This window comes from uncultured Bacteroides sp. (genome assembly GCF_905207245.1).
GTDB lineage: Bacteria > Bacteroidota > Bacteroidia > Bacteroidales > Bacteroidaceae > Bacteroides.
The window spans coordinates 1-13,817 of the sequence record NZ_CAJLKP010000031.1; the positions used below are offsets into that span (position 1 = coordinate 1).

General features: G+C 34.2%; 13 protein-coding genes and 1 pseudogene. All 14 read right to left on the reverse strand.

Going from position 1 to position 13,817, the window contains the following annotated elements:
• Positions 1 to 45 precede the first annotated feature (45 nt).
• The 14 genes and pseudogenes from QZ135_RS10945 to QZ135_RS11010 all read right to left on the reverse strand — a co-directional run bounded on the left by QZ135_RS10945 (position 46) and on the right by QZ135_RS11010 (position 13,584).
• Positions 46 to 654 carry a sugar transferase gene (locus tag QZ135_RS10945; RefSeq protein WP_294609005.1) on the reverse strand — a complete coding sequence of 203 codons (609 nt, stop codon included), beginning with the start codon at positions 652 to 654 and terminating at the stop codon, positions 46 to 48.
• A 27-nt stretch (positions 655 to 681) separates the two neighbouring features.
• Complete coding sequence (locus tag QZ135_RS10950; protein WP_294608904.1) at positions 682 to 1,818, reverse strand: glycosyltransferase family 4 protein; 1,137 nt, start codon at positions 1,816 to 1,818, stop codon at positions 682 to 684.
• Positions 1,819 to 1,873: 55 nt separating this feature from the next.
• Positions 1,874 to 2,953 carry a GDP-mannose 4,6-dehydratase gene (gmd, locus tag QZ135_RS10955; RefSeq protein ID WP_294608906.1) on the reverse strand — a complete coding sequence of 360 codons (1,080 nt, stop codon included), beginning with the start codon at positions 2,951 to 2,953 and terminating at the stop codon, positions 1,874 to 1,876.
• A 221-nt stretch (positions 2,954 to 3,174) separates the two neighbouring features.
• Positions 3,175 to 3,378, reverse strand: a complete 204-nt coding sequence (locus tag QZ135_RS10960; protein ID WP_294608908.1) for a hypothetical protein — start codon at positions 3,376 to 3,378, stop codon at positions 3,175 to 3,177.
• A 215-nt stretch (positions 3,379 to 3,593) separates the two neighbouring features.
• Positions 3,594 to 4,598 (reverse strand): acyltransferase family protein, encoded by a 1,005-nt coding sequence (locus tag QZ135_RS10965; protein ID WP_294608911.1) that lies wholly within the window; start codon positions 4,596 to 4,598, stop codon positions 3,594 to 3,596.
• 161 nt (positions 4,599 to 4,759) lie between these two features.
• Positions 4,760 to 5,146: pseudogene (locus QZ135_RS10970) on the reverse strand (GDP-mannose 4,6-dehydratase); the annotation flags it as partial.
• A gap of 20 nt (positions 5,147 to 5,166) precedes the next feature.
• Positions 5,167 to 5,979, reverse strand: a complete 813-nt coding sequence (locus QZ135_RS10975; protein ID WP_294608913.1) for a glycosyltransferase family A protein — start codon at positions 5,977 to 5,979, stop codon at positions 5,167 to 5,169.
• 224 nt (positions 5,980 to 6,203) lie between these two features.
• Positions 6,204 to 7,121: a hypothetical protein gene (locus QZ135_RS10980; protein ID WP_294608915.1), complete on the reverse strand. Its 918-nt coding sequence runs from the start codon at positions 7,119 to 7,121 to the stop codon at positions 6,204 to 6,206.
• An 8-nt stretch (positions 7,122 to 7,129) separates the two neighbouring features.
• Positions 7,130 to 8,359 (reverse strand): hypothetical protein, encoded by a 1,230-nt coding sequence (locus QZ135_RS10985; RefSeq protein WP_294608917.1) that lies wholly within the window; start codon positions 8,357 to 8,359, stop codon positions 7,130 to 7,132.
• Complete coding sequence (locus QZ135_RS10990) at positions 8,360 to 9,460, reverse strand: glycosyltransferase (protein WP_294608919.1); 1,101 nt, start codon at positions 9,458 to 9,460, stop codon at positions 8,360 to 8,362.
• A gap of 28 nt (positions 9,461 to 9,488) precedes the next feature.
• Complete coding sequence (locus tag QZ135_RS10995) at positions 9,489 to 10,526, reverse strand: aminotransferase class V-fold PLP-dependent enzyme (protein WP_294608921.1); 1,038 nt, start codon at positions 10,524 to 10,526, stop codon at positions 9,489 to 9,491.
• A gap of 6 nt (positions 10,527 to 10,532) precedes the next feature.
• Positions 10,533 to 11,456, reverse strand: coding sequence for a DapH/DapD/GlmU-related protein (locus QZ135_RS11000; RefSeq protein ID WP_294608923.1), 924 nt, complete (start codon positions 11,454 to 11,456; stop codon positions 10,533 to 10,535).
• A 3-nt stretch (positions 11,457 to 11,459) separates the two neighbouring features.
• A complete protein-coding gene (locus QZ135_RS11005; protein WP_294608925.1) occupies positions 11,460 to 12,548 on the reverse strand; it encodes a DegT/DnrJ/EryC1/StrS family aminotransferase in 1,089 nt (362 codons plus the stop codon).
• 1 nt (position 12,549) lies between these two features.
• On the reverse strand, positions 12,550 to 13,584 hold the full coding sequence (locus QZ135_RS11010; RefSeq protein WP_294608927.1) for a polysaccharide biosynthesis protein: 1,035 nt from the start codon (positions 13,582 to 13,584) through the stop codon (positions 12,550 to 12,552).
• Between the last annotated feature and the right edge of the window lie 233 nt (positions 13,585 to 13,817).

The window sequence follows — 13,817 nt, forward strand, 5'->3', positions numbered from 1 at the left end:
AGTTCTTGTATTTTAAATAATATTCTTGTATCCTTAGCTAATTTTTTAATTATTTTCGGTAAAAACCTCCATAGTTACCGAGGTATCAGAACTGATACCTTCCCTTATAAACACCTTCTTTATTGTCATAAATAATATTTCCATATCAAGTAGAAAAGAGCAATGATCGACATACCATACATCCAGTTCAAACTTCTTTGTCCAACTAATTGCATTACGACCATTCACTTGAGCCCAACCAGTTATACCCGGACGGACTTCATGACGGCGAGCCTGCTCTTCAGAATAAAGAGGAAGATATTGAGGTAGTAAAGGACGCGGTCCTATTAAGGACATATCTCCTTTCAATACATTAATCAACTGTGGTAATTCATCAATAGAAGTAGAACGGATGAACTTTCCTAGTTTAGTCAAACGTTTCTCATCCGGTAATAGAATTCCATCTTCATTGCGTTCGTCAGTCATCGTTTTGAATTTGATGACCCTGAAAATCTTGCCACACTTACCCGGACGTTCCTGAGTAAAAAAAATGCCAGCACCTTTATTGGCAAAATATAGCCAGATAGAGATTACTAACAATATCGGCCAGATAACCATTAATACACAAAAGACTATGATAAAATCAATCAACCGCTTTACAAAATGTACATACATGAATACAAAACCCAATTAATTTAAATATCACCAAACCACATATTGATTTGCATTTTCATAAGTATAATGAGAAGCTGCATTTAGTGCATTTCTCGCCAAACAAGCCTTATATTCTTTATCTTCTACTAACCGATTAATATAACAAATCATCCGTTCAACCTCGTCTTTCTCAAAACATTGCCCACAATGTTCTTTCTCCACCAATAAACCTATTTCTGACTTCTTGGGAGCAATACACAACAAGGGTGAACCAACAGATAGAATATTGTAAGTCTTACTAGGTACACTAACAAATGCTGTATCATCCGTCAATGTCACAACAGACAAATCAGCCACACACAGTGAGTACTTCATTTTATTTGCTGGTTGCCAATCTAAAAACGTGCAATTACTTAGATTATATTGGTTTGCCAAATCCATTAATTGAGATTTCTTTCCGCCATTACCTATAATCATAAAATAAATTTCCTTAGTCTCCTTAAATTTACGAGCTAATTCCAATATAATCTCTACATTATGTGTATAACCGATATTACCAGAATACATAATTACAAATTTCCCTTGTAATCCATGCTCTTGTATAAAAGGATTATCTTTTTTAAGAATTGGAGCCAGAGAATTTGTAGAACTCCAATTTGGTATTACTCGAACCAAAGATTCATCTACATATTGTTTTAGTAACTCTTTCATTCCACCACTCAAAGTAAAAATCCGTATAGCATTTTTATATAACCTTACATTAATTTTCGCCCAAAATTTATAAATTAAAGTATTAGATGATATCTTCATATTTCTAAGTGCATCTGGATAAATATCATATACAATAATTATATATTGATTATTCAATAACAAAGATGCAAAATAGGTAATAGGCGGATTAGTGACATAAACAATCAACACGTTTGAAAACTTAAATAATAAAATAAAGAATATTTGTACAAAACCAATAGTCCAAGTAAGAACTCTTTTAAAAATAGACGATTTATTATAAGATATTATCTTATATGTTTTGACATTAGGAGACAATTTTCGTTCATACTCCTCCACCCTTCCTGTTATGAGTGTAACATCTTTATAAACCTTACAGTATGCATTAACAATATCAACAGTCAAATAACCTGTTGACTGATTTATTATAACCACTTTATTTATATTCATTTTCATCTTAAATCAACGCCTAGCTTTGTCAATACCATACAGCAGTACAAATCAATCAATTTTATTTAATGTAACTTTTCCGATACAACTTCTTCACAAAACTCATGTCATGGGCTAACATGATTCTCACTAACTCAGGAAAACTAGTTTTTGTCGGATTCCAGCCGAGTAAAGTTTTTGCTTTAGTTGGATCACCTAACAATTGTTCTACCTCACAAGGACGGAAATATTTAGGATCTATCTCAACAATAACGTTACCACTTTTTACATCAATTCCCTTTTCATGAATTCCTTCACCTTCCCAACAAAGTTCAATGCCAACCTCTCGAAAAGCTAAAACAGCAAACTCACGAACAGTATGCATCTCACCAGTAGCTATTACAAAGTCTTCCGGTGTGTCGTGTTGAAGGATGAGCCACATACACTCTACATAATCTTTCGCATATCCCCAATCACGGCGAGCATCAAGATTACCCAAATATAATTTATCTTGAAAACCTTGAGCAATACGAGCAGCAGCTAAAGTAATTTTTCTTGTAACAAATGTTTCACCACGTCGTTCACTCTCATGATTAAAAAGAATGCCGTTCACGGCAAACATATCATAACTTTCCCGATAATTCTTTGTAATCCAGAAACCATATTGTTTGGCTACCCCATAAGGACTACGAGGATAGAAAGGAGTAGTTTCTTTCTGAGGGACCTCTTGAACTTTACCAAAAAGTTCAGAAGTAGAAGCTTGGTAAATTCGCGTTTTTTTCTCCAAACCAAGAATACGGACAGCTTCAAGCATACGAAGTGTTCCTATAGCATCAGCTTCAGCCGTATATTCAGGAACATCAAAAGATACTTTTACATGACTTTGCGCAGCAAGATTATAGATTTCATCGGGTTTCACCTGCTGAATAATACGAATTAACGAACTACTGTCCGTCATATCCCCATAATGTAGATTTATCAGACGATCTTTCTTCATGTCACGCACCCATTCATCCAAATAAAGATGCTCAATACGACCTGTATTAAAAGAGGAAGAACGGCGAAGAATCCCATGAACTTCATAACCTTTATCAATTAAAAACTCAGCAAGGAAAGACCCATCTTGACCAGTGATGCCAGTTATTAATGCTTTTTTTCTCATTAGTCTTTATTATTTAAAGTATTTCTAATTTGCAACATATATTCTGTAGCTATATTTTAAGTATTTCTTGATATAAAGTGAGCACTCAGCTGCTTTTAACCCCTTAAAAACAAAGGACTTTTTATTTTTTCTGCTGAACCATAGGTTGCCAAAACCTCCTTCATCCCTTCGCTCAAAGTGTATATCTTCTCTGCCTTTTTATAGAGACGTTTTTTTCAGCATTACCCATATTTTTTTTCACTTATACCAATTGCCTTAAGAGCATCAGGATAGATGTCATACTCCACAATACGAAACTTGTTATTCAAGAGTAAGGCTGAGAAGCAAGCCATTGGCGGATTGATATAATAGACTACTTCACAATCTCTATACTTGAAGAGTAACTTGAAGAATACCTGTGTGGATGCCAACAGCCAAGTTGCCATTCACTTTGCGCTACTTGACCTATTGTATTTACATATTTTATCAATATTAATCTTCGGATTAACAGGTCTTCCCCCTTGGGTGAAGCCTACTGCACTGCAAACACACTTACACTGTCATATTTCGTGCAATATGCATTCAAGTCATCCACCACAAGGAAACCAGATGTTTGATTCACAAGAACATTTTTTTTCATCATTTTTTTAATTTCCTAATATCAAGCATCCATGGCAGATATTTCACAATAACCAAGCTTGCTATATACGCCCCAATTAATGTAAGGCCAAATACTAAAAATACCCCCCCCAAGAGACGCCTCTGGATAAATTATTTTCACAAAAGCAGATAATATGATTGGCAATGCACCACTCATGAAATAGAAACAGATACTATTTCGACCAACAAATGTGAGAGTTTTTATCTGTGGCAACTGTTTACAAAACCAGATTAATATAACAGACCCAAGGAATCCGAAAAAGTAGCCTAATACATCCATATCACCCATTGAGACCAAAAATCTTGGAGCAACTGGACAGAAATAAGCTATATACAAATAGAGTGCTATAAGAAGCAGGATGGTGTATTTGTTGATAACTCTATCAAACCATGTCTCATATTTCCAATATAAGGCTCCTAATCCCAAGAAGAAGCAGGCCAGTATTCCCCTGCTAACAAAAAATGGTTCGCGATGTAGGTGGAAAATTTCTATGTCATAAAGATACATGCCTATAGAAGATATTATTCCTAGAACTACGACGTAAAACCCAATATTTGGCCTTCTAGTTACCAAAAGCAAGGCAATAATCACCTCAGCAATTAGAAGAGCAGATGTAAACCAATAGGTGCCTGCTCCTACTGTCTCAATTAAGAGTGCATTAAATTCAAACACCCTGTGAGTTATCATAATCTTCGGTAAAAACTCAATTGCTGAGAATATTATCATGGGGATATACATCCTGTATAAAATATTAAATATCAGCTTTTTGCCATCTCCTATTATATATTGAGCCGAACCTGCTTCAATGGCAGGTTTATTAAGTTGCTTGCGGAAAAGTAAATACCCGCTAATCAAGAAGAAAGCATTTACATAGAATCCGCACAAGAATTGATTGATTTCGCCGAGTTTCAGACCGTAATAGTTTTCTGTATGCACAAACAGCACAGTGATAATACTTATCGCTTTGGCCATATTTACCCAATTCAATTCTTTCTTTTCTTGCATATCTCCTCAAGTAATGTTGAAAGATTATCCATACTATCAAAAACCTCTTCGTGCCCTATTTCATATTCCTTTCTAGAAATATTGTCAAGTTGCTCTATTGTCAGCTGGCTGAGCGAATCGCGTATTGCCTCTTCTGTCGAAGAGTCTATGCTAATGCCACAATCCGAAGTCGAAGCCTGATAGATGTGGCAGGTCTGAGCCAGTCCGCATTGACGCACTCCTTCAAGAATGCGAAGCACACCCGTAGCATCCACATCGGTAGTGAACTCGGGAGAGTCGAACGACACCTGCACATGACTCTGTGCAGCAAGATTATAGATTTCAGTCGGACGCACCTTATTCAGCACCTGAATGATACTCATCGAATCACCCAAGTCCGCATAGTGCAGGTGGAAATTGGGAGTACCTTCGAGGTGAGCGATGCGCTCGCGAAAATCTATAGATGAACGGCGGATAGTGCCGTGTACTTCATAACCTTTATTTAAGAGGTATTCGGCTAAGAATGAGCCGTCTTGTCCAGTGACACCAGTGATTAGAGCAGTTCTCATTATGATTAAATTGATTAAAACTATTTCTTAATAAACACCCACCATAAATGTCTTAATACAGCAAATAGTCGAGATGCAAAAAACAGCAATTCGTAGTCCATCGGTTTCTTTATGTATAGTTCTATATAACTACCAAAGATTCTAAAGAATTGCGGCAAATATTTAGAAATAGATATGCCATTTCTAGTAACTGAACCTTTTCTATCCCTTATATAATATATACAATTAATAGATGTTACGGTCATTCGTCGTATTCGAGGAGCAATTTGAAAACAAAAAACCGAATCTTCACTAAATGATAAATGTGTGTCGAATCTAACATGACCAATAATATCTCTATGTATTAACTTAGCAAAGGGAGGAGAGAGATACCCTCTAAATCTATACATAGAGTAATGTTTGTTTACACATTTCAAATACTTTTTTGAAAGAAAATTTTCATTTTTAATTTGTATATCATCTATAAAACTGTAAGAGTTAGAACAGCCAATACAAAAATTACTGCTAATATCAAGCAATTCTTCTAAATAATTAGGGGAAACAACATCATCATCATCTATAAAACATAAAAATTCACCTATAGAATTGTCTATACCAATATTACGTGCATTGCTAACCCCTCCTTTATTTATTTGCATCAACTTTACAGTATATTCTGACATATAATTCTTTATATAATTTGATATCATAGAATAAAAAGGTTCATTACAACCATTTAATATGATAACAATTTCAAAAATGTCTTTACAAAGAGTTTGATTAACCAAAGAAGCTAAACACTCTTTGATATAATCACCAGGTTTATAAGTTGGTATAATGACAGAAATTTTCATTAATCAAGCACTTCATTAAATTAAGATTAAATAGACTATTTAGAAATAAATATGCAAAAACACAAAATAAAAGTTAAGTTGTTAAGTCCTATAGCCCCTAAGGCTTAGCTAAATCATAATAATATAACATGAGTAACAGTAATATCTACTCTATTAGGAAGTATTCGAGAATATAACAAATAATATATATGTTTTTACGATTGACACTTTTACAACATAGTCAGTTAAAATTCACGAAAGGGATTAATTAGAATAACAGACTTATAATAATTTATGATATTATCAAATTGAATGTCATTCATATTATTTCCAACATTCTCTTGTGTTAGTGTAGTCTGCTGTTGCTCTTCAATTGGCAACAAAAGCCCACATTTAGTTTTATGTTTTTTAGTTCCCTGCAAATTTACCATAGCATTTAACCATATATCATCAGCAAGTGGTGTCAATTGTAGAGCTACCTCAATGTTAAGAGCATCTTGATACAGCATGCTTTTTTTTAAGAGCAGTCCTCCTCCAGAACCAAAAAAAAAATTAGAATCGTGGCATTCATCTGAAATTTCCCACCACCATGAGTTATACGGTTTTGGTTTATTACCATCATAATGCATGAGACTACCATAACGACAAATGATGTCTTCAGGATACTTATTGGCCATTTCTTCCATTTTTTCTATCATGTCGCTAGGATAATATATGTCGTCGTCAACTATTAAGACTCGATTACTTGTGTATTCATTCAAGACATAAGCGTATTTTTTATGAGATCTAATATCTCCTTCGACAAACCTAATTTCAAATATATCATTTTTCAAGGTTTCTAAACTAAATGGGATGGTAACTCCTTCGAACTGTTCTTCTGAAAGCCACAATATTATTTTTTGAGGTAGGATAGTTTGTCTAAAAAGACAACGAATAACTAAATGAACGTTATTGATACGCGCTGGAAAAGAAGTAAGGGATACTATTATATTCGAAGTTGATTTATTGACGGAATTGTTATCCTTCATTAATAAATGTGGTAGTTTTCTATTGGCAATATAACGCACTATTCTTCGAAATGGGGTAAAAAAATAAGGAGATATCCATTTCCGATTATGCAAAAAATCATATGATTTGATTATCAAATCTATACTATTCATCATTAACTAATTTACTGATTTATATTTAAGCGTAGTTCAAATACTCCTTGAGTTTGAAACACCAAGAAAAGAATAAAGAAAGTAAGCATAGAGGCATCACCTTTAGCTAGAATACCAATATAACCAATCATAATGGAAGCAAGAAATAACTTGTAAAATTTATCATTATTATATCTTAAACACATTCTTAAAACGCGCCAATGAATATATAGATTCATCAGTAAGAAAGGTAATCCCCCATAAAAAATCTCGCGAAATACTCCGACATCAACATGTCTGTAAAATCCGCCTTTAGGATCTATGTATTGAGCGTCACCCCAAAAAAGAGTACCAGGCGATACATCCGTATTCAACCACCAATGCATTACTGTTTCAGCAGATCCATCATCAGAGTCACGATCTATCAAAAAACTAAAAGCCCATTTTTGTAATTCTTGGTCTACATTATTCATAGTAACTGAATATGCAATAAAGATTAATGTTATAAATAAGAAAAATATTGAGATAGACCTTTTAAGCCCAGCTTCTTTTTGACAGTATACAAAATATAACACCGAAATTCCAACAAGTAAAATTGAAGTCCTTGCTGTCATAAACGAAGCCATAGATATTACTATCCACATTATCATTATGTAAAATCGTCCCAAACAGCTTTTGGTTTGAGACATAACATACACCGAAGACATAACGCCTAAACAACACGATGGCAATACACCAAAGTACATTGCGTTACCAATTCCACTCAATCTTGCAACTTCAAAAATATCATCTCTCGACTCATCTCCTAAATCAAAAACAATAATAGAATCAATAAAATTATATAGCTCAGGAAATATTTTCATTAGTATGGCTAGTGAGCTTTCTATAAATATTACAATTACTAAAGTATAATAAAACTTGTCACTAGTAGAAAATGTTCTTTTGTAGTATTTATAAAGTAATTCGCTTCCGAATATACTAAAAACTACAGCAAACATGGACTTAATTATGTGAAATTCTCTCTGCCCATTTAATAAGCTTATCACAATATCCCAAATAGCTAGCAATAATATATAACTTAATATGAGCTTATATTCGCTTTTTAATTTCCATCTATTTGATGCAAGATACTTTATGCATAATAACAAGCCAAAAACTTCTAATATAATTTTGGTACTTAAAGGAAAGAAATCAAATACGATACTGTATACATAAACAAACAGTAAAGAATAGAAAATTATTTTATTTATCCACTTCTTCATTTAATACTCATTGTAAATATGTATAGCTACATCCATATCTTGTATGTTGCAGATATTTACTTTCTGAACTTTTGACCTAAAAATTTTATTAAAAGATTTGGTAACATAATAACCTACATAACCCAATATAACTGTGAGTTTTGAAGTAACCAATTTTGTTTTTTTAATGGCAGGGTAAAGGATATGTTTATGTTTTGCATTATATCTAAGCATTTCAGCAAATAAACAACCTTGATTGAAATGTGTTATCAAATCGGCCCTATGAATCTCTTCAAGCGCCTTAATAGCTGTTTCTGCCCAAATTGTCTGAGATGTTTTTACCCTTGGAATTCTATTATCCCAAGTATATGGTCCGCGCTTATACAATTGTGGATTTTCGTCTATGCTAAAACTATTCCTTCCTGTATTATCCCGCGAAGTATAACTACTTGGACAGGCTCCTGCGATTGTAAAGGGTTTTTCTATAACTACAAATGATTCACAAACACAAGCTACAGTAATTGCCATATATATATCTGGAGATAATCCGCCAATTATGTGATTTGTTTTACTCATCACTTTTTCTAATGCAATGCGCTTAATAAGCCCATGATAAACTCTCGGAAGATATTCATTATAACGAATACAGCCATCTCGAACAAATTTATTTAATTGAGTTTCACAGTTTTTGATTTGAATCCTCGAGTCATTATATACATTCCACGAAATAGTTCCACTTTGTTCTTTTCCGTCAGGCCAAAAATAAGTAATCATATTTAACGGAGTAACATTATCGAAACCATTAAGTTTAGCCCATTTAGCTACATCAAAAATTGACGGTAGAATTGTATCATCATCTCCTATCATGCAAATATATTCACCAGAGGCCATCCTCATGGCACTATCCATATTAATTACAGAATTAATGCGTTCCTTAATATGTATGTATACCACCCTACTGTCATTTATAGCTGACACATAATTTTCAATTTCGTCCGAATCCGAATTATCGCGAATAACTATCTCAAAAGATTCTGACTCATATTCTAATATTTGCTTTATAGCAGATATGCAATATTTCTCTCTATTTCTTGTAGGAATAACGATTGATAATAATTCCATATAATTTTTCTAAACTTACTTTGTTACTCTACATCCACCATCCGCAGGGAATTGCTAAAAATTTATTATAAAAATCTGTCACCCCAGGCAGAAGATCTTGATTTCCAAATACAGAATAATAATTATTTGGAAGATGCACTCCAGAGCAGCTTTGTCCGTTAGTTTTAAATTGACGAAGCGTTTCTATTTTATTATTGGATAGTATTCCATAAACCCAAAAATTAGGTTCAATATCTTTACGAAGAAAAGGACACTGAATATCGTTCTCCTGCCATTTTATAGCATTTACTTTCTGAATTGAAAGTAAATCTTCAATTACTTTCATTGACTCACAACCAATATAACTATTCAGTTCGTTCATTGTTCCTGCAAATCCACGCATAGAAATATCGCAGTCTTTTGAGATTTCTCCATCTGTATCTCTGAATATATTACGACGTATCCCTTGGTCACGAATGAGCAAAGCCTTTTCGTACAACGTTTCGTCTTTGAAAATAACGGTGCCTCCGTCTATAGTATTGGGAAGTCTAACAGTTTGGAAAGAAAAGATTGAAACATCTGTTCCAAGATTTCCTACCATATTATTTTTATATTTACTTCCAAAAGCCTCTGCGCAATCATCAATTACCGGAATTCCATACTTTTTCCCAATATGATTTATCTCATCTACATATCCTATATAGCCACAATAATGATTGTGGAAAATCAACTTAGTCTTATCAGAAATATGTTCTTCTACACTTTGGGGACTTAACGTTCCAGTGGCAGGATCTATATCTGCCCAGATTACTTTCAAACCAAAAGTACATAAGGGCATCGTTGAATTCAAACAACTCATTGGTGATGCAATGACCTCATTTCCTGGTTCAAGGTCAAGAGCAGTCAACGCAATCTGAATAGCTGTAGAGAAATTACAAGTCGTCATCACATTTTCTACCCCAATATACTTGCGTAACAATCTCTCAAAATCTCTTCCCCATTTACCATATGTCAACTGTCCCGATTGAAGGATAGTTTCAATCTCGGGCAAATATTTTGGCATATATGGTTTAAAAAGTGGATTCATACAATTCTATTTTTTTACCCATGATTTTGCAGGAATGCCAACTACAGTTATACCTTCAGGAACATCTTTTGTAACCAAAGACATTGTTCCAACAAATGCATCTTGCTCTACTAAAACCTTATTCATAAGAACCGAATTGGGAGCTAACCACACATTATCCCCGAGTTTTGTCGACCCCATCATTAGTACGGACGCTGTAATGACACAGTTTTTACCTATTTTACAACAATGCGCTATATGCACATGATTATTTATTTTGGTATTCTCTCCTACTTCTGAATATCCTTCAAAGGCTTCATTTCCGATAGTGGTATTGTCACCTATCCATACATTTGCTCCAATATGAGTACCACCTACATGCTTAATACTTTTATGATAACCACGTATAGCTTGAAAACCTTCACTTCCGATAACACTACAGCAACCTATATAGGAATCCGATTCTATGATAGTTCCTGAGCGAATTACACTATTAGGTCCAACAGTTACTCTATCTTTGATAATGACACCATTTTCTATAACTGCAGATTTATGGATGTTGCAATCAACGCCAATTATAGGATCAGTTGTGTAATGGTCGTAAAAATCATAATCGTACCATAGCGAATTATGTAAATCATAAAAGACCCTTTCTGGTGTATCTGATATAAAATAAACCATATCGGGATTTAAATAACCAGCAATGTTATGATATACTTGTTGCGATAAAATAAGAGCTGTAACTGATGGATTATTTTTTATTGTATCTAAAAACTTATCGTTTGTCACATACGATAAAATTGAATTAAAAACCGTAGTATGATTACACAGATTTAATCCATGTATAACAAGATGGTCTAAATCTTCAAAATTAGTGTTTCTAGTTCCATAAACTGGACAAATCCCCAAAATATCAGATAGTTCTGATATTGTCACACTTCTATATTTCATGGTTTACCAGCCTTTTTTGATCAGTTCTACGATTCTCTCACGATTTTCGGCAGTCACCCACCAGCCACAAGGTATATGAACGAAGCTATTATACCATTTGTCCATATTTGGTAACTCCTTGCGTGACTCTTTAAAGATGCTATGAGTATCACTACGATGATGGAGGGGCGATGCCATTACACCTGCAGACTCCATCATCCTTATAAAATCTTCTCGACATTCCACCTTCATGGTATAAAGCCAATAAGAGGGGACCGTATTGGGAGAGTAGTCTACAAGAGTTACTCCGCTTATATCTGCTAAAGCATCATCATAAAATTGCCCATTAGCAATATATTTGCCAACAACCTCGTTAATATGATTCATTTGAATAAGTCCAATTGTTGCGTTGACGTTATTCATTGCATACTTATATCCAACTTCAGTTATATCATTTTCTAATCGAGAATGAGTTTTATCAAGTCCAAACCAACGAAGTTTCAATGCCCGATTCATTTCATTCTCGTTCTTCAATGATAAAAAGCCACCATCTACTGTAGTCAAATGTTTAATCGCTTGAAGAGAGAATATTGTGTAAGAAGAGTTACATCCAACCATTTGGCCGTTGTACTTACTTCCCAGTGCATGGGCTGCATCCTCAATGATAGGAATATTATACTCTTCAGAGATCTTATTAAACTCATCCATGTCACAAACCATTCCAGCGTAATGTACCAACACAATTGCTTTCGTTCTCTCCGTTATGAGAGAGCGAACGCATTGAGGATCAAGCAATCCATTGTTTGGATTTACATCTCCCCATACAATTCTACCCCTAACCATTGCGATACTAGTGTTAGTGGGTTCAGCTGTCATTGGTGTACTAATCACCTCATCTTCAGGATTTATACCTGCTAAAATCAAAGCTATGTGTAAAGCATCCGTTCCAGAATGAAGTGATAAAGTGAGAGGATTTCCTATATATGATCGAAATTTATTTTCAAAATCAGATACAGCTTGGCCCGTTGCAATATATCCACTATAAAGTATTTCCTCTATAGCAGGCATCATTTCAGAAGTCGGTGCAATATAAGGTTTAACTAATGGTATCATTTTATTTTTCCTCAAAAAAGTTTCTTAATTCTTCCTGCATATAGTCAAGCTTCAAAAGTTTTTCTTTCATTTGCTCAATATTCAAAAGCTGTGTATTATCAGAGTTATACTGTTCTACATCAACTCTATGTCCAAATGTATCGACGTATTTAGAATAGTTCAAATCACGAAGGTCTGCTGGAACTCTGAAAAAGTTACCCAGATCTATGGCCTTTGCCATTTCTTCACTTGTACAGAGTGTTTCAAACATCTTTTCACCATGACGTGCACCAATAACTTTAACCTCATTGTCTGCATGGAAAAGTTGTTTCACAGCTTGAGCCAAAGTCTCAACAGTAGCAGCTGGGGCTTTTTGGACAAACAAATCTCCAGGATTTGCGTTTCTAAATGCAAAGAGAACCAAGTCTACAGCTTCATCAAGTGACATCATAAAGCGTGTCATTTCAGGAACAGTTACTGTCATTGGCAATTTATTCTTAATCTGATGAACAAACAAAGGGATAATTGAACCACGTGATGCCATCACATTACCATAGCGAGTAGCACAAATCACAGTTCCATTTTTAATTGCTCGTGGATCTCTAGCCTTAGAAATTGCCAACTTCTCCATAAGAGCCTTTGTCATACCCATTGTATTAATGGGATATGCAGCCTTGTCTGTTGAAAGTACTACAACTCTTTTTACTTTGTTTCTAACAGCAGCTTCAAGTACATTTTCAGAACCCAAAATATTGGTACGAACTGCTTGCATCGGATAAAATTCGCAGCTAGGCACTTGTTTTAAAGCTGCAGCACTGAATACATAGTCCACACCAGCCATGGCGTTATTTATACTTTCGAAATCACGTACATCACCTATGATAAAATTAACCTTGCTATCCTGCAACATATGTCGCATTTGGTCTTGTTTTTTTTCATCACGGCTAAAAATGCGGATTTCCTTAAAATCCTCATTAATAAATCTTCTTAAAACCGCATTGCCGAAAGAACCAGTACCTCCGGTAATTAATAATGTTTTGTCCTCAAATTCCGACATAATTTTATGATTTACAATTATTTGCCAATTAAATATTTTAATTTTCCTTGATTGAAAGGCCAACTCAATATGGGCAGTGTTATAATCATTGCGCTACAAAAAATATAAAAAGCCACTTATTACCAGAAGAAAAAAGAAATTCAAGTAATATATTTCTAACTATCCAATGTGTTATTAAGGAAATAACAACATTTAGACCCGCATATCTTAACATTGAAAAGAATACAAGTTAA

Bases quoted from the DNA above. Each gene is read 5' to 3' on its own strand.
- QZ135_RS10945 (WP_294609005.1), bottom strand. From the start codon at position 654: ATGTATGTACATTTTGTAAAGCGGTTGATTGATTTTATCATAGTCTTT.
- QZ135_RS10950 (WP_294608904.1), bottom strand. From the start codon at position 1,818: ATGAAAATGAATATAAATAAAGTGGTTATAATAAATCAGTCAACAGGT.
- gmd (WP_294608906.1), bottom strand. From the start codon at position 2,953: ATGAGAAAAAAAGCATTAATAACTGGCATCACTGGTCAAGATGGGTCT.
- QZ135_RS10960 (WP_294608908.1), bottom strand. From the start codon at position 3,378: ATGGCAACTTGGCTGTTGGCATCCACACAGGTATTCTTCAAGTTACTC.
- QZ135_RS10965 (WP_294608911.1), bottom strand. From the start codon at position 4,598: ATGCAAGAAAAGAAAGAATTGAATTGGGTAAATATGGCCAAAGCGATA.
- QZ135_RS10975 (WP_294608913.1), bottom strand. From the start codon at position 5,979: ATGAAAATTTCTGTCATTATACCAACTTATAAACCTGGTGATTATATC.
- QZ135_RS10980 (WP_294608915.1), bottom strand. From the start codon at position 7,121: ATGATGAATAGTATAGATTTGATAATCAAATCATATGATTTTTTGCAT.
- QZ135_RS10985 (WP_294608917.1), bottom strand. From the start codon at position 8,359: ATGAAGAAGTGGATAAATAAAATAATTTTCTATTCTTTACTGTTTGTT.
- QZ135_RS10990 (WP_294608919.1), bottom strand. From the start codon at position 9,460: ATGGAATTATTATCAATCGTTATTCCTACAAGAAATAGAGAGAAATAT.
- QZ135_RS10995 (WP_294608921.1), bottom strand. From the start codon at position 10,526: ATGAATCCACTTTTTAAACCATATATGCCAAAATATTTGCCCGAGATT.
- QZ135_RS11000 (WP_294608923.1), bottom strand. From the start codon at position 11,456: ATGAAATATAGAAGTGTGACAATATCAGAACTATCTGATATTTTGGGG.
- QZ135_RS11005 (WP_294608925.1), bottom strand. From the start codon at position 12,548: ATGATACCATTAGTTAAACCTTATATTGCACCGACTTCTGAAATGATG.
- QZ135_RS11010 (WP_294608927.1), bottom strand. From the start codon at position 13,584: ATGTCGGAATTTGAGGACAAAACATTATTAATTACCGGAGGTACTGGT.